This is a genomic window from Nocardiopsis flavescens (genome assembly GCF_900141985.1).
GTDB classification, from domain to species: domain Bacteria; phylum Actinomycetota; class Actinomycetes; order Streptosporangiales; family Streptosporangiaceae; genus Nocardiopsis; species Nocardiopsis flavescens.
Genome location: NZ_FQZK01000022.1, coordinates 46050 through 62345, shown reverse-complemented (window position 1 = coordinate 62345; position 16296 = coordinate 46050). Strand labels below are relative to the sequence as shown.

The 16296-nt window shown below is 75.4% G+C and carries 12 protein-coding genes; 8 read left to right on the top strand and 4 right to left on the bottom strand.

The genetic code is table 11. The features are described 5' to 3' along the window. Positions 1 to 4: 4 nt before the first annotated feature. Positions 5 to 751: a TetR family transcriptional regulator gene (locus BUE45_RS25570; protein WP_084737842.1), complete on the bottom strand. Its 747-nt coding sequence runs from the start codon at positions 749 to 751 to the stop codon at positions 5 to 7. 89 nt (positions 752 to 840) lie between these two features. On the opposite strand from BUE45_RS25570, the gene BUE45_RS25565 reads away from it, so the two are divergent. From BUE45_RS25565 to BUE45_RS25545, 5 genes are all read left to right on the top strand, one after another. Then, the gene (locus tag BUE45_RS25565; protein ID WP_073382759.1) at positions 841 to 1794 is read left to right on the top strand and encodes a hypothetical protein; all 954 of its coding nucleotides are present in this window, start codon (positions 841 to 843) and stop codon (positions 1792 to 1794) included. Continuing rightward, positions 1791 to 3176, top strand: coding sequence for a methyltransferase (locus BUE45_RS25560; protein ID WP_073382756.1), 1386 nt, complete (start codon positions 1791 to 1793; stop codon positions 3174 to 3176). The genes BUE45_RS25565 and BUE45_RS25560 overlap by 4 nt, the downstream gene beginning before the upstream one ends. Before the next feature lie 109 nt (positions 3177 to 3285). Beyond that, positions 3286 to 5442: a protease PrsW gene (locus BUE45_RS25555; RefSeq protein WP_073382753.1), complete on the top strand. Its 2157-nt coding sequence runs from the start codon at positions 3286 to 3288 to the stop codon at positions 5440 to 5442. 507 nt (positions 5443 to 5949) lie between these two features. After that, on the top strand, positions 5950 to 6840 hold the full coding sequence (locus BUE45_RS25550) for a DUF5994 family protein (RefSeq protein ID WP_073382750.1): 891 nt from the start codon (positions 5950 to 5952) through the stop codon (positions 6838 to 6840). 89 nt (positions 6841 to 6929) lie between these two features. Continuing rightward, positions 6930 to 7895: a fatty acid desaturase family protein gene (locus BUE45_RS25545; RefSeq protein WP_342746050.1), complete on the top strand. Its 966-nt coding sequence runs from the start codon at positions 6930 to 6932 to the stop codon at positions 7893 to 7895. A 13-nt stretch (positions 7896 to 7908) separates the two neighbouring features. Here BUE45_RS25545 and BUE45_RS25540 read toward each other — a convergent pair whose 3' ends face one another. Continuing rightward, the gene (locus tag BUE45_RS25540) at positions 7909 to 8412 is read right to left on the bottom strand and encodes a GNAT family N-acetyltransferase (protein ID WP_073382744.1); all 504 of its coding nucleotides are present in this window, start codon (positions 8410 to 8412) and stop codon (positions 7909 to 7911) included. A 335-nt stretch (positions 8413 to 8747) separates the two neighbouring features. Beyond that, complete coding sequence (locus tag BUE45_RS25535; RefSeq protein WP_073382741.1) at positions 8748 to 11072, bottom strand: molybdopterin-dependent oxidoreductase; 2325 nt, start codon at positions 11070 to 11072, stop codon at positions 8748 to 8750. A 121-nt stretch (positions 11073 to 11193) separates the two neighbouring features. Here BUE45_RS25535 and BUE45_RS25530 point away from each other — a divergent pair, with 121 nt between their 5' ends. The 3 genes from BUE45_RS25530 (at position 11194) to BUE45_RS25520 (ending at position 14435) form a co-directional block, all read left to right on the top strand. Beyond that, entirely contained in the window at positions 11194 to 12138 is a 945-nt protein-coding gene (locus BUE45_RS25530) for an HpcH/HpaI aldolase/citrate lyase family protein (protein ID WP_073382739.1), read from the top strand. A 63-nt stretch (positions 12139 to 12201) separates the two neighbouring features. Next, entirely contained in the window at positions 12202 to 12909 is a 708-nt protein-coding gene (locus BUE45_RS25525) for a response regulator transcription factor (protein ID WP_378655286.1), read from the top strand. 5 nt (positions 12910 to 12914) lie between these two features. Continuing rightward, positions 12915 to 14435, top strand: coding sequence for a sensor histidine kinase (locus tag BUE45_RS25520; protein ID WP_143173478.1), 1521 nt, complete (start codon positions 12915 to 12917; stop codon positions 14433 to 14435). Here the strand turns inward: BUE45_RS25520 and BUE45_RS25515 are convergent. Then, complete coding sequence (locus BUE45_RS25515) at positions 14419 to 15699, bottom strand: glycosyltransferase (protein ID WP_073382734.1); 1281 nt, start codon at positions 15697 to 15699, stop codon at positions 14419 to 14421. The genes BUE45_RS25520 and BUE45_RS25515 overlap by 17 nt on opposite strands. Between the last annotated feature and the right edge of the window lie 597 nt (positions 15700 to 16296).

Here is a 16296-nt window from a genome sequence, read left to right as displayed (position 1 = left end):
CAGCCTACGGTTCCCGGGCGTCCGAGGCGCCCCCGCCGGGCTCCTCCGCCTCCCAGGCCCCCTCGGGCTCCTGGACCCCTGCCTCCCCTTCCTCCCCTTCCTCCTCCGCGCGGCCCGCCCCCCGCCCCCGGCGGGGCAGCCGCAGGGTGAGCAGCCGGGCGCGCGGCGCCAGCCGCCCGCCCAGCTCGAACACCGCCTCGGTGCGCGAGTGGTCCTCGTCCAGCACCGAGAACAGGTTGACGCCGAGGTAGAACGTGATCGCCCCGTAGGCCACCTCCCGGGCGGGCAGCAGCCGGGCCAGCGGAGAGCCGCCCAGCACCCGCTCCCACTCCTCCTCGACGAACGCGACCCACGGCTCGGCGCGGTCGCGGATCTCCTCGCGCAGCTCGGGCTTGGTGACGGCCGCCGCCACCAGCTCGGAGAACTCGGTGATGAAGCCGCGCTCCAGGTCGGTGCGGTAGATGCGGGTCGCCGCCTCCACCAGCTCCTCCAGGGTGCGCGCGGGCGCGGTGAGCTCCCGGTACATGGCCATCCGCTCGGCGCTGGACCGGTCCAGCGCGGCCAGCAGCAGCTGGTCGACGCCGCCGAAGTGGTAGAAGACCAGCGCCGAGTTGGCCTCGGCCCGCGCGGCGATGGCCCGCGCCGACGCCCCGGAGTAGCCCTCCTCGCGCAGTGTCTCCGTGGCCGCCGAGATCAGTCTCTCCCGGGTCTCCTCGCTGCTCCGCCGCCCCGTGCCGCCGCTCCTGGCCATGCCCTCGCCCCTCCGCCGCTTCCGATCTTCTTCATCATACGGTTTAATCGAGTGATTAAACCGATTGATTCAATCAAGCGATCAAGGAGATCGGCGTGTCCGAGAACCCCCTCGCCGACAGATCCCGCTGGCTGCTCGCGGGCCTCGTCCTGGCCGTCCTCGCGGGGATCGTCGCCCTGCGGCTCACCCACTGGGGCGGGCTCGACCAGACCGCCGTCTTCTACCTGGGCCTGCCCGCCGGCATCGCCCTGTTCGTGGTGTTCGCCGCCCGGCCCCGGAGCGGGACGGGCATCGCCATGGCGGCCCTCACCGTCGTCCTCGCCCTGTCCGCCCCGCTCCTGGGCGAGGGCGTGGTCTGCCTGGTCATCGCCGCACCGCTGCTCTACGGGGTGGTCGCCCTGGTCACCGCGGTCGCCACCTCCCTCTTGCGCGGCGGCCCCCGCTCCCACCAGGCGCTCCTCGCCGTCCCGCTGCTCTTCGCCCTCGCCCTGGAGGGGGTCGCCGGGGTCTCCCTGCTCCCGCGCCAGGGCCGGGGCGAGGGCGGTGCGACCACCTCCGCCACCCCCGCGCAGGTGGCCGCCGCGCTGGCCGCCCCGCCCGCCTACGGCCCTTTCGAGGCCGTGTTCCTGCGCGCCGTCCCCTTCCCCGAGCCGGTCGCCGCCACCGGCACCGGCCTGGAGGCCGGCGACACCCGCCGCGTCGAGTTCACCCCGCGCACCACGCTCCGGATCGGCGCCGAGCCCACCCCGCGCCACCTGGAGCTGGAGATCGTCGAGAGCGAGGTCCGCGCCGACGGAGGCCGGGTCGTGTTCGCGGTCACCGAGGACACCGCGTTCGCCCGCTGGATGGACATGCACCGCGCCACCGCCACCTGGACCGCCCGGGGAGAGGGCACCCGCATGGACTGGACCATCGACTACGACCGCACCTACGAGCCGTCCTGGTACTTCGGCCCGGTCCAGGCCTACGCCACCGACCTGGCCGCCGCCTACCTCGCCGACACCTTCACGGCCGGCGCCGCCCCCGCGGCGGCCGGACGGTGAACCCCGAGCTGCCCGCCCTCCTCGTCCGCGGCGCCGGCCTGCTCACACCGCTGCTGCCGCTGGCCGGCCTGTGCCTGTGGCGGGCCCCCCGCCCCCGCGAGACCGCCGCCATGATCGTCTCCACCGCCTGGGCCCTGCTCACCCTCATCCCGCTCAACCTCTACGCGCTGCGCGCGGGCTGGTGGTCCTTCCACGCCGAGGGCGCCGTGTGGGCGGGCATCCCCGTCGACCTGCTCCTCGCCTGGGCGCTGCTGTGGGGCGCCCTGCCCGCGGTGCTGCTCCGGTTCCTGCCGGTGCCCCTGCTCACCGCCCTGCTGGTGTGGGCCGACATCATCGTCATGCCGCTGGCCGAACCCGTCGTGGTCCTGCACCCCGCCTGGCTGCTCGGGGAGTTCGCCGGGTCGGCCCTGTGCCTGATCCCCGCGCTGCTGCTCGCCCACTGGACCCGCAGGGGGCAGGCCGTGGGGGCGCGGATGTGGGCGCAGGCCGTGCTCTCCCTCGGCCTGATGGTGGTGCTCCCCCTGGCGGCACTGGGCATCCTGCCGGGCGAGGGCGCCGCCGTCCCCGGCGGGACCCCCGCGGCCCTGCAACTCCTGGCGGTCGCCGCCCTGCCGGGGCTGGCCGCCGCCCGCGAGTTCGCCCGGGTCGGCGGCGGCACCCCGCTGCCCTACGACCCGCCCCGGCGGCTGGTCACCAGCGGGCCCTACGCCTACCTGAGCAACCCCATGCAGACCACCGTCGTCGCCGTGTACCTCGTCCTGGCGGCCGTCCTGGCCGACCCCCGGCCGCTGGTCGGGGCGGCCGTCGCCCTCGCCTACGGCGCCGGGTTCGCCGCCTGGCACGAGGGCGGGCGGCTGCGCGAGGACTTCGGCCCCGCCTGGGACCGCTACCGGTCGGGGGTGCGGGCCTGGCTGCCCCGGTGGCGGCCTTGGCCCCACCGCGCGGCCGGGACCCTCTACGTCGCCGCCGACTGCTCCCTGTGCCAGGGGCTGCGCGCGTGGATCGAGGCGCGGTCCCCCACCGCCCTGGAGGTCCGCCACGCCCACGAGCACCCCGAGGTGCTGTACCGGCTCACCTACGAGAACCCCGAGGGGGTCCGCTGGAGCGGTATAGCTGCCCTGGCCCGCGCGCTGGACCACCTGAACCTGGGCTGGGCGTTCACCGGCTGGGCCCTGGACCTGCCCGGGGTGCGGCACGTCGCGCAGCTGGCCGCCGACGCCTTCGGGGCCGGGCCCCGGCCCGCCCGGGCACCGGGGGGCGACGGCGCGCCGCGGGCCGCCGGCCCGCACCGGAGCGGGGACGGGGGCGCACACGGGAGCCCCCGGGCGGCGCGGGCCCCCGGGGCGCCGGGCCCCTACGGGGCATCGGAGCCCGACCCCTGACGGGCCCGGGTCCCGCCGTTATGCTCGGTCGGGCCGGAACGCCCCGCGGACACGGTCCCGGGCGCGCCGGCCCCCACCCGTTCGACCCCCGACGGCACGAGGACCCCTGATGGAAGAACAGGCCATGCTGGCGCGGGACCTGGTCCTGCGCGTGTGCGCCGGAGCGACCGAGCTGGATCCGCAGTGGATCCGGGTCGGCGGCAAGGTCACCACGCCGTTCCTCGTGCCGCGCGACCGCAACCTCGTGCGCGCTGTCATCGCCGCCGGGCGGTCCATGGGGGTGGAGCGGCTGCTGGTGTGCCGGACCCGGCCGGAGTTCTCCTACGAGCCCGTCACCGAGATCCCCCTGCACACCGACACCCTCATCGACCTGGTGCGCGGCTGGGGGCCCGACCCCACCGACTTCCTGGTGTGCGTGGAGGACTTCTCCGCGGCGGTGCTCATCACCGCCGACGACCTGACGGTGGCGGCAGGGCCCGCGGACTTCGTGCGCGAACTCGTGGGTGCCGACATCCCCCAGGCCCGGGCGCACTTCGCCTCGCGGGCGGAGATCGAGCAGACCCCCGACCTGGTGCGGGCGGCGGCGCTGTACCGCTGCGCCGGCTCCGGGCGCGGGCGCGCCCCGGGGCCCGACCCGTACGAGCGGGCCGCCTCGGCCGCCGACCGGCTCCGCGGCGGCGGCGCGGCCCGCGCCCTGCGGGCGCTGCGCGGGGTGGCGGGGTGGACGGCGCTGGCGGTGGCGGCCATCGCCCCGTTCGCGCTCTCCGCCGTCGCGGCCCCGGTGCTGCCGGTGCTGGTCACGCTCTTCGCCGTGCTGTTCCAGCTGGCGGTGCTGGCCCGCTCCCGGACGGTGGCCTTCTCCTCGCTGCTGCGGGTGGCGGCGCTGGGGGCGCTGCTGCTGGTGCCGCTGGCGCTGGTCGAGCGGGCGGTCGCCGGGGCGCTGGGCGCCGATACCTACGACGTCGTGCCCTACACCTACGTGGCGGTCACCGTGGAGGAGGCCGGCAAGCTGCTGCCGCTGCTCCTGCTGCCCCTGGTGGCGCTGCGCCGCGCCCGGAGGCTGGCCGCGGTGGACTTCGCGCTGCTGGCGGCGGCCTCGGGGGCCGGGTTCCAGCTGGCGGAGCACCTGGTCACCGCGCTCGCCGTGGGCGGGTCCGGCGGCGGGGGGTGGTTCCTGCCGGGCGGCAGCGAGGTCATGGACCGCGAGACCGGGGAGATGGTGGCGGCGTTCTCGGGGCACGCGGTGACCACCGGCCTCGTGGGCGCCGCGATCGGGCTGGCGGTCGTGGGCCGGGGGCGCCGGCTGTGGGCGCTGCCGCCGCTGGCGGTGCTGCTGGCGTTCCTGGAACACCTGAACCTCAACGCGATCCTGGCCGGGGCGGAGCTGCACCCGGCGTCGGGCGCGGTGCTGGGAGTGCTCGGCGGGGGCGTGCTGACACCCTTCCTGCTGGTGGTCCTGGTGCTGTGCGCGGTGGCGCTGGACTACCGGCTCATCGCGACGGCGGCGGAGAGCACACCCCCGCTGCCGGGGCTGCCGCCGCTGGCGGGGCTGCGCAGGAGGGCGCGCGGCCGGGCGGTGGCGATGCGCGTGCGGGTGCCGGGGGACATCGCCCCGGGGTTCCGCCGGGCGGCGCTGGCCTGGGCGGAGCTGCCGGTCACGCTGACCACCACGCTGGCGATGATCGTGCACGAGCTGGCGGCGTGCACGATCGCGGCGCGCCGCGGGCCGGCGACCCTGGGGGACACCTGGCGGTTCCTGAGACGGCGGCGGGCCAACGCGATGGGGGAGGCGCGGTCGGCGGGCAGGCCCTGGCGGCACTACCCGTCGCAGCAGGACCTGACGCGGACCGCCCGCGACCTGGCCCGCAGGCTGGGGCTGGCGGCCACCGGCGGTGTCACCGCGATGACGGGGGCCGCCGCCCTGGCGGTGTCGGGCGTCGCCGCCCCGGTCGTGGCGCCGCGCACCCCGGCCGGGGAGCCGGGATACGCGCTGCTGGCGCTGGAGCGCTCGCAGACCTGGTTCGCGGGGCTGTCGGCGTTCGACGCGGTGTGGGCGGGGGTGCTGCTCGCCGCCGTGCTGCTCCTGCTGGTGTCGGGCAACGGGGTGCCGCGCGCCCACCCGCACATGCGCGACTTCCTGCGGTCGCCGACCGCCAACAGCGGCGCGGTGCTGGGCATGCTGGCGCCCGGCCAGGTGGTGTACGCGGTGGTCGGGCTGGGCGGCCTGCTGCTGCCCCGGTCCGTCGACCGGCTGCTCGTGCGCTGAGCCCCGGGGTCGCTGGCGCCTGACCGCGTGGATCGCGACCAGATCTCTGCTGGGGCGGACCTTGTGGGTGAACCGGTACGTTCCCCGAAGTGCCGTCCGCCGGTCGGCGACGGCTGCCTTTTGCAGCGGACCGCCGGCGGACCCGCGGACGGTCACCACGGCTCTCTCGATTGAGGTCCGGTACGTCGACCGGCCGCGACCGCGGTGTCCGCTCCGGGGAGCCGGGCACGTGGGGGTGCGTGCACCCCTGGAAAATACGAGGTGAGGGCGTAGCATGGGGGTGAACGGGGGAAATGACCCGTTTCGAGAGAGCCCGGTACACCGGGGCGAGTATGCGACGGCAGCGCAGGATCCGGAACCGATATCCCGGGCCGCCATGCCATGTGCGGTGCAGGCCTGGAACCTGGCCCCTCTCCCGCCTCGCGTGGCGCGCCCGCGGCGTCGCGCTCCCATCCGGACCGGGACGAGTACCGCTTTTCCGGCCCGGGGAATGCGGAGCAGGCTCTCATGGCCTCTTTCACGTCCCACCCGCCCATCGAGTCCGATTCCCAGCCCTCGGTCCCCCGTTTGAGGCTCAACCCCATCCCGCACCGCGGAGCGGTTCTGGACGGCGGCTGGTGGCCCAGGTCGGGCGACCCCGTCGCTGAACTGCCCGGGCTCGTCCTCGCCCTCGACGACCGGCGTGGTCCCGTCCACCTGCTCGAACTGGGGGTGACCGGCTGGTACCGCCGCCCCGGCTTCCTTGCCGTGGCCGGTCGCGCGGTCCGCCTCTCGTGGTCGCTGGAGACACCGCCGGACCTCTTGGTCGCGGTCGGTGCCAACGGCTCACGCACCCGCCTGCTGGTCGTGCCGCCCGGCGTGGCGGCGTTCTCCGCCTGGTCGGCCATCGACCTCGCGGCCCTGTCCACCAATACCAGCCGGGCCTCAGAGATCATGGACGCGGCCTCCCTGCTCATGCCCTCCCCCCGCACGCCTCAGGAGATGGACTGGGAATCCGAGGGAGGCGGGCTCTACCAGGCGGGCGGGAGGCGAACGCGCGTCTCACGCCGCAGTGCGGTGTCGTGGAGGAAGCACAAGCGGGGAACGCTGGTCCGCGTCGTCGGCGATATCGACCTCGTCACGTTCTCCGAGTATCGGACGCGGCTGTTCGAGGTGGTGCGCGACCGAGGAGAACGAGGGCGGCGGGGGGAGAAGGTGGTCATCGACCTGTCCGGGGTGGTCTTCTTCAGCGCCGCCGGGCTCTCCCTCCTGGCCGAGGTCCGGGACCGTGCCGAACGGGCGGGGGTCGACCTGCGCCTGGCCGCGCCCTCGGCGCGGGTCGCCGCACTCCTGGAGCTCACCGGAAGGCACGGGCTCCCGCCCGTGCATGCGACGGTGGGGGAGGCGATGGCCGGATGACCGAAGGCGCGACGCGGCATCCGGAGACGACGTCCGGGCGACGGGGGAGTGATTTCGCGGTCCTCTCCCGAGAGGTGGGCGAACAGGGGTTGCTGCGCAGGCGCCGGGGCCACTACGCGGTGCGGATCGCCGTCACGCTGTTCCTGCTCCTGGCGGCCTGGACGGCCTTCGTCCTCATCGGTCCGTCCTGGTGGCAGATGGTCACCGCCGCGGTCCTGGGGCTGCTGTTCACCCAGACCGCCTTCATCGGCCACGACGCCGGCCACGGGCAGATCGCCGAGGGCGAGCGTGCCAACCGCGCCATCGGCTGGATCCACGGGGACCTGCTGGTGGGGCTGGCGTACGGGTGGTGGGTCGACAAGCACGACCGGCACCACGCGCACCCCAACCACGAGGGCAGAGACCCCGACATCGCGGGGGCGGCCCTGGCGTTCAGCCGGGAGCAGGCCCTACTGCGTCGACGAGGGCCGGGGAGGTGGCTGGCCCGGAGCCAGGCGTGGCTGTTCTTCCCTATGCTCCTCCTGGAGGCTTTCCACCTGCACTTCGCCTCGGTCGCGGGGGTCGTGCGGCGCACGGACCTGCCGCTGCGGACCCGGATGGCCGAGGCGACTCTGCTGGCGGTGCACTTCTGCGCCTACCTGGCGGTCGTGCTGGCCACCCTCACCCCGTTGCAGGCGCTGTGCTTCGTGCTGGTGAACCAGGGCGTGTTCGGGCTGTACATGGGGTGCTCCTTCGCCCCGAACCACAAGGGGATGCCGGTGGTGGCGGAGGGAACGAAGACGGGGTTCCTGCGCCGCCAGGTGCTCACTTCGCGGAACATACGGGGCGGGGTCGTGGTCGACCTGCTCCTGGGCGGGCTGAACTACCAGATCGAGCACCACCTTTTCCCGTCGATGCCCCGGCCCAACCTGCGCCGCGTGCAACCGTTGGTGCGTGCGGCGTGCGCGCGATTCGGGCTGGAGTACCACGAGACGGGGTTCTTCCGGTCCTACGCGGAGGTGCTGCGCCATCTGCACCGCGTGGGCGGGCCGCTGCGGCCGGAACTCGAATACTGAGCCCGGAGGCCCCTCAGCCCATCCGCCTGGCGAGGATCCGCCCGTGCCACTCGCCTACGGTGAAGGTGCCGGTGGGGGTGAAGCCCTGGCCGGTGTAGTAGGCGACGAGGCGGCCCTCGCTGCCCGCGAAGCAGTCGACGCGGAGCAGGTCGACGCCCTTGCGGCGGGTCTCGTCCGCGGCGTGCTCCAGGAGGGTGGCGCCCACGCGGTGGCCCGCGAAGCGGCGGTCGGTGACCAGGAGGCGGACGTACACCTCGGGCTCGTCGGCGGCCGGGACCTCGGGACCGGGCGCGGAGTCCAGGATGAGGGTGCCCGCGGGCTCGCCGCCGACCTCCGCGATCCAGGGCTCGCCCTGGGCCAGCATCTTCTCGATGCGCGTGACCGACCGGGGCCGCGACGACCAGGGCTCGGTGCCCCACTGCCCGGTCCTGCCGTTCGCGACGAGCCACTCGACGGCGGAGTCGAGCATGCCGAGCACGGTGTGGAGGTCGGCGGTGGAGCCTGGTCTGATCTTCATTCCCGGAACTCTAGGGAAGGGGACACCGGCGGGGCAACGGCGTTCCGCCGCCCCCAGCAGGACGTCGCCGGGCCGGTGCCTGCGCCACGCGGCTTTTCACCCGCCCGGGGCCGGGTCCACGCTCCGCTGGCCGCCGTTCCCAAGCGGCTGAGTTTTGGGGACAACTCCGGTCGAGCCCTCACCCCCGCGACCTGAGCCGGAAGCGACGCTCTACGGCTGGGGCGCAGGCCGCGGTCCGCCGACCGGCTGGGGCCGGGCGCTCCGGTTCGGAGAAAACCGCTGCGGCACAGGCCCCGGTCCGGCCCCGGGCGGGTGGGAGGCCACGTGGCCGGGGCTCAGGCGGGGGTGGTTCCGCGGGGCGGGTCGAAGGCGCGGACCGGGGGCGGGGTGCCGTCGAAGCGCTCCACCCGGACCCGGGCCAGCTGGCCCGTGCAGCCCTGGCTCAGCGACGAGGTGCCCACGTCCTCGATCAGCGCGTTCGGGTTGCCGTGCACGCACGTCGCCGCCGCCGACGACGGGTCGTACCAGGCGCCCGTCGACAGCTGCACCACCCCCGGCGCCAGCGCGTCGCTCAGCACCGCGCCCGCCAGGCACGACCCGCGCGGGCCGACCACCCGCACCAGGTCCCCGTCGCCGATCCCCAGCCCGGCCGCGTCGTCCGGGTGCAGCCGCACCGGTGCCCGGCCGCCCACCTTCTCCCGCATGCTGTGCGCGCCCATGTCCTGCTGGCCGTGCAGGCGCCCCGTCGGCTGGTTGGCCACCAGCACCAGCGGGAACTCCCCGCTCGGCTCCGCCACCCCCGGCCCCAGCCACGCCGGGAGCCCCGGGCAGTCCTCGTAGCCGAACGAGGCGATCGTTTCCGAGTACAGCTCGATCCGCCCGCTCGGCGTCCGCAGCGCCCTCCCCTCCGGGTCGTCGCGGAAGTCGGCCAGCAGCGCCTCGTCCTCGACCCGCGCCGGCATCTCCACCCGGCCCGCCGCCCAGAACGCGTCGAACTCCGGGACCTCGATCCCGCGCCGCGTCACCAGCGACCGCCACCGCCGGTAGATCTCGCGCATCCACCCGTCCGCGGTGCGCCCCTCGGTGAACGCCTCCCGCACGCCCAGCCGCTCCGCCAGGTCGGCGTACGTGTCGTACTCGTCGCGGGCCTGCCCGTGCGGCGGCACCGCCCGGGGCATCGCCCGCAGGCTCAGGTCGCCCCGGCTGGCCGTGAGGTCGTCGCGCTCCAGCACCGTCGTGGACGGGATCACGATGTCGGCGTGCCGGGCGGTCGCCGTCCAGTGCGTCTCGTGCACCACCACGGTCTCCGGCCGCCCGAACGCGCGGGCCAGCCGGACGAGGTCCTGGTGGTGGTGGAACGGGTTGCCGCCCGCCCAGTACACGAGCCTGATGTCGGGGTAGCGCCGGTCCTCGCCGTCGTAGCGGTACGCCCCGCCCGGGTTCAGCAGCATGTCCGACACCCGTGCCACCGGGATGAAGTCCTTGACCGCGTTGTCGCCCTGCGGCATCACCGGCAGGCCCAGCGGCGTGGACCCGCCCCCGTAGTTGCCCATGGACCCGTACCCGGACGCGAAACCGCCGCCCGGCAGGCCCACCTGCCCCAGGCAGCAGGCCAGCGCCAGCCCGGCCCACAGCGGCTGCTCCCCGTACCGGGCCCGCTGCACCGACCAGCCCACGTTGACCAGCGTGCGCCCGCCCGCCATGGCCCGGGCCAGTGCGCGGATCTCCGCGGCGGGCACTCCGCTGATCCGCTCCGCCCACTCCGGGGTGCGGGCCGTGCCGGGGCCCTGCCCCCGCTCGTCGCGCCCGCCCAGCACGTAGGAGCGCACCGCGTCGGCGCCCACCGTGTACCGGTCCAGGAAGCCGGTGTCGGCCAGGCCCTCGGTGAACAGCACGTGCATGAGCGCCAGCAGCACCGCCGTGTCGGTGCCCGGCCGCAGCGGGACCCACTCGGCCTTGACGTCGTCGGGGGTGTCGTCGCGCAGCGGCGACAGCGACACGAACCCCACGCCCGCGTCGGAGGCCCGCCGCATCGCGGGGCCCGCCGTCTGCGCGGCCCGGCCGCCCGAGGTCATCCACATGTTGGACACCCGCAGCCCGCCGAACGTCACCACCAGGTCGGTGTGCTCCCGGATCGCCTCCCACGAGGGGGCGCGGTGCAGCAGCCGGTTGGCCGCCGGGGTGCCGATGAGGCGCGGGAACAGGGTCTCCACCGCGCCGTGGCTGTAGGTCGTGCGCGAGCGCGTGTACCCGCCGACGGTGTTGAGGAACCGGTGCAGCTGGCTCTGCGCGTGGTGCACCCGCCCGGAGCTGCCCCAGCCGTAGGACCCGCCGTAGATCGCCGCGTTCCCGTGCGTCGAGCGCACCCGGTCCAGCTCGGCGGCGAGCAGGTCCAGCGCCCGGTCCCAGCCGACCTCGACGTACTCGTCGTCGGGGTCGCCCCGGCGCGGGTCCGGCCCGGGGCCGTGCTCCAGCCACCGCCGCCGCACGGCGGGCCGGGCCACCCGCGACGCGTGGTGCTGGGCGCCGGGGGTGTTCTCCATGACCGGGGACGGCGCCGGGTCGTCCGGGTCCGGCCGCACCCCCACCACGCGGCCGTCGCTGACCAGGACCCGGTAACTGCCCCAGTGGGCGCTGGTCGGGTACGACGTGGTGGACATCGGCGGCTCCTCACGGTTCTGGGGGCCCGCGGGGCCCCGTCCCACTTTATGCACCTCACGGGGCAGGGCGGGGGATGCGATGATGGGGCCGCATCGCGGCGGGACGACGAGGGGGACGGGCATGGGACTCAGGGCGCGGCGGTCGGTACTGGCGGTGCCGGCATCCAATCCGCGGTTCGTGGAGAAGGCGCGCGGACTGGACGCGGACGCCTTCTTCCTCGATCTGGAGGACGCGGTCGCCCCCGCCGAGAAGGAGGCGGCCCGCGCCGCCGCGGTCGCCGCCCTCGCCGGCGGCGGCTGGGGGGAGAAGGTGCGCACCGTCCGCGTCAACGACACCTCCACCGCCTGGTGCTACCGGGACGTCATCGCCGTCGTGGAGGGCGCGGGCGCCCACCTGGACGCGCTGGTGCTGCCCAAGGTGACCGCGGCCCGCGACGTCCAGTGGCTGGACACCCTGCTCACCCAGGTCGAGCGCGCCGCCGGGCTGCCCGTGGGCCGCATCGGCATCGAGGCCCAGATCGAGGACGCTGCCGGCCTGACCGAGGTCGAGGGGATCGCCGCCGCCTCCCCGCGCCTGGAGACCCTGGTGTTCGGCCCCGCGGACTTCATGGCCTCCCTGAACATGAAATCGCTGGTGGTGGGGGAGCAGCCGCCCGGCTACGACACCGGCGACGCCTACCACTACGTCCTCATGCGCATCCTCACCGCCGCCCGCGCCCACGGCCTCCAGGCAGTGGACGGCCCCTACCTCCAGATCCGCGACGTGGACGCGTTCCGCCGCGCCGCCGGGCGCTCCGCGGCCCTGGGCTTCGACGGCAAGTGGGTGCTGCACCCCCTCCAGGTCGAGGCGGCCAACGAGGTCTTCGCCCCCGGCCAGGAGGACTACGACCACGCCGAGCTGATCCTGGACGCCTACGCCCACGCCACCGGCGTCGAGCGGCGCGGCGCCGTCATGCTCGGCGAGGAGATGCTGGACGAGGCCTCCCGCAAGATGGCCCTGGTGATCGCGGGCAAGGGCCGGGCCGCCGGGCTCACCCGCACCCGCTCCTTCACCCCGCCCGCCTGACCCGCCCGGCTCTGACACGCCACCCAACCGCTTCTTACCGGCCTCTCACCCGGATGCGGCAGCATGAGGGCCATGGACGCCACCACCGCCACCGTGCTCGTCGCCGACGACGACCGCGCCATCAGGGAGTCGCTGGAGCGGGCCCTCCAACTGGAGGGCTACGCGGTCCGGACCGTCGCCGACGGGGTGCAGGCGCTCGCCGCCGTCCACTCCGACCCCGTCGACCTCCTGGTCCTGGACGTGATGATGCCGGGCGTGGACGGGCTGGGCGTGGCGCGGGTGCTGCGGGCCGAGCACGACCGCACCCCGATCCTCATGCTCACCGCGCGGGTGGAGACGCCCGACCGGGTGGCGGGCCTGGACGCGGGGGCCGACGACTACCTCGCCAAGCCCTTCGAGCTGGACGAGCTGCTGGCCCGGCTGCGCGCGCTGCTGCGCCGCGCCGCCCCCGTCCCGGGCGACCCGGAGGAGGGGACGCTGCGCGTCGGCGAGCTGGGCCTGGACCCGCGCGCCCGGCGGGTGTGGCGGGGCGACCGCGAGGTCGAGCTGTCCAAGACCGAGTTCGACCTCCTCGAACTCCTCGTCCGCAACGCGGGCATCGTGTTGGACCACGCCACCATCTACGACCGCATCTGGGGCTACGACTTCGGCCCCGAGTCCAAGAACCTCGCGGTCTACATCAGCTACCTGCGTCGCAAGCTGGAGGACGGCGGCCCGCCGCTCATCCAGACCGTGCGCGGTGTCGGGTACACGCTGCGCCCGCAGGGGTGAGGGCCGTGCCCGAGAGCCGCACGGCCGTCCCGAACGTGCTCCTGCACCCGAGCGGCTGGCGGCTGGGGACCCGGTTCGCCGTGCTGTTCGCACTGGTCGTGGCGGTCACCATCGCCCTGGTCGGCACCCTGGCCTACACCACGGCGGCCGCGCTGATCCGCGCCGACGTGCGCGACGAGTTCGACCGGGTCGTCACCGCCCTGTCCGACCAGATCGTCTCCCTGCGCGAGAACCAGGGCGGCGCGCTCGGCGCGACGCGGAGCCCGATCCTGGCGAGCAAGGACCTCCAGATCCACCTGCTGGCCCCGGACGGCGCCCGCACGGTCGAGGTGTCGGGCACCGCCGAGGTGGTGCTCTTCGCGCCCACCGACGAGGACATGGAGATGGTGCTCTCCACCGAGCCGGGCGCCGTCTCCACCCGCGAGCAGGCCGTGAACGGCCAGGCCTACCGGGTGGCCACGGTGTCCCTGGGCGAGGGGGCGGGCGCCCTCCAGGTCATCCAGCAGATGTCGCCCACCGAGCGGATGCTCGCCCGCCTGGCCACCCAGATCCTGTGGGTGGGCCTGCTGGTCGCCCTGTGCGCGGCCTGCGTGGGCTGGCTCGTCGGGCACCGCACCACCGGGCGCCTGGCCCGCCTCACCGACGCCGCCGAGTACGTCAGCTCCACCGGCCGCCTCGACCCGCTGTCCGGGCGCCGCGACACCCCGGCGGGCGAGGGCGGGCACGACGAGGTGGACCGCCTCGGCGACGCCTTCAACGCGATGCTGGCCCGCCTGGCCCGCTCCCAGGAGGAGCAGCGGCGCCTGGTCCAGGACGCCGCCCACGAACTGCGCACCCCGCTGACCAGCCTGTACACCAACATCCAGGTGCTGGGCCGGGCCGACCGGCTCACCCCGCAGGCGCGCTCCAGCCTCATCGACGACCTGCGCGGCGAGACCCGCGAGCTGACGACCCTGGTCAACGAGCTGGTGGGGCTGGCCACCGGGGACCACGAGGACGAGTCGCCGCGCGCGGTGCGCCTGGCCGACGTCGCCGCGAAGGTGGCCGAGCGCACCGGGCGGCGCACCGGCCGGGAGATCCTCGTGGACGCCGACGACAGCACCGTGCACGGCCGTCCGGGCGCCCTGGAGCGGGCGATGGCCAACCCGGTCGAGAACTCGGCGAAGTTCGACCCCGACGGCACGGCGCCCATCGAGATCCGCGTCCGGGCGGGGACCGTGGAGGTCCTGGACCGCGGACCGGGCATCGACCCGGACGAGACGGACCGGGTCTTCGAGCGCTTCTACCGCGCCACCTCGGCGCGCGGGCTGCCGGGATCGGGTCTGGGCCTGTCCATGGTGCGGGAGATCGCCCGCACGCACGGCGGCGAGGTGTTCGCCCGCAACCGGGAGGGCGGCGGCGCCGCCATCGGGTTCACGCTCCCCGTCACGGAGGGGCCCGTCCCGGAGGAGGCGGCACCGCCCGGACCCGACGGGCCGCCGGGCCCTCCCGGAGCGCCGGGCGCACCGCCTAACGGCCGGCCGTGAACCCGCCCGCCGGTACCGCCGCGCCCTCGGCCGCGACCTCCCGGTAGATCCGCTCGAACCGGGCCAGGGAGTCCTCCAGCCGGTGGGCGCGCGCCATCTCCCGGCTGCGCGCGCCCATCGCCCGCCGCCGGGCCCCGTCGGCGACCACCTCGTCCACCCGCGCGGCCAGCTCCCGCGCGGAGCCCGGCCGGTAGAGGAACCCGTTGCCGCCCTCCTCCACCAGGTGGGGGAGGGCCATGGCGTCGGCCGCCACCACCGGGAGCCCGGACGCCATGGCCTCCAGGGTGGCGATGCTCTGGAGTTCGGCGATGCCCGCGATGGCGAACAGGTCGGCGGACCGGTACACGTCCGGCAGGTCCTCGTGGGAGACGAACCCGAGGAACACCACCCGGTCGGCGACCCCCTCGGCGGCGGCCAGCTCCTCCAGCCTCCCGCGGTACGCGCCGTGCCCGGCCAGCACCAGCTGGACGTCCGCACCGGTGCGCGCCACCGCCCGGATCAGCTCGTCCGCCCGCTTCTCCTCGTCCAGCCGCCCCACGAACACCACCGTCGTCCGGTCGGGGATCCCCAGCCGGGCGCGGATGCGTCCGCGCTGCGCGTCCCCGCCCTCCACGGGCCGGAACCGCGCCAGGTCGATCCCGCACGAGACCGGTTCCACCGGCCGGGCGAACCCCTGCTCCCACAGCAGCCGGGCCGCCGCGGGGGTCGGCGTGGTCACGTGGTCCACCCGGGACAGCACCGCGCCCAGGTCCCGCCAGGCCAGCCGGGCGGCGTGCGGGCGCAGCGGGCCGGGGACGTGCACGTAGTCGAAGAGGTTCTCCGGCATGAAGTGGTTGGTGGCCACCACCGGGACGCCGCGGGCCCGGGCGGCGGCGGCCAGCATCCGCCCGACGAGGAAGTGGTTCTGGATGTGGACGGTGTCGGGGCGCAGCCGCTCCATGATCCGGTCCAGGTGGCCCCGCACCCCCACCGGCAGGGCCAGCCGCACGCTGTCGTGGACCAGCGACGGCACCGAGCGCAGCCGGTGCTCGACCACCCCGTCGCGCTCCGCCGTGTGCGGGCGGCCGTCGGGGGAGGCGCACACCACGTGCACGCGCACGCCGCGCCGGACCAGCCCCCGGGCCAGCCGGGCGGTGAAGTAGGCGGCGCCGTTCACGTCGGGCGGGTAGGTGTCCGTGCCGATGAGCACGGTCGTGCGGTGTCCACCGGCGGCCGTCCGGACCTCGGCCGCCGGCGGGGACTGGGGAAGGAAGGAGGTGGTCATATCGGATGTCTCCTGAACCGGTGCACGTCTGGTCGCCGTGTACGCACGAGTGTGGGGCACCCGCGTTGACCATCGCCGACCGCCGGATGACGGGGTGGCGGCCGGGGAGCACACGACCCAGCGAACGATACCGTGAGTGATCATCTGAACACGCTCAATCACCGCGCCGTTGCCGACCGGTGACTTCGCCGCCGGTCACCGCCGCCCCCGGGGGGCGTCCGCGGCGTGTCGCCGTCCCGGTCGGCGGCTCGCGGACCAGTGTATTTTCCGGTCCCCGGCCGTACGAGGGGGTGCGCACCCCGCCCGGGGTGGTCCCCCCACGCCCGCGGCCGGGGTGGCGCGCATGCCTCCGGGGGTGGTGCGGTCCTCCCCGCACGGGGGTGGTGCCGCCCCCCGCGCACCCGCCCGGGGTGGTCCCCCCACGCCCGCGGCCGGGGTGGCGCGCATGCCTCCGGGGGTGGTGCGGTCCTCCCCGCACGGGGGTGGTGCCGCCCTCCCCGCGCACGAAGCCGGGGCGGGGTCCGCATGCCCGTGGCCGGGGCGGCACGCGTGCCGTACGGGAGTGGTGCGGTCCTCTCCACGCACGAAGCCGGGGGC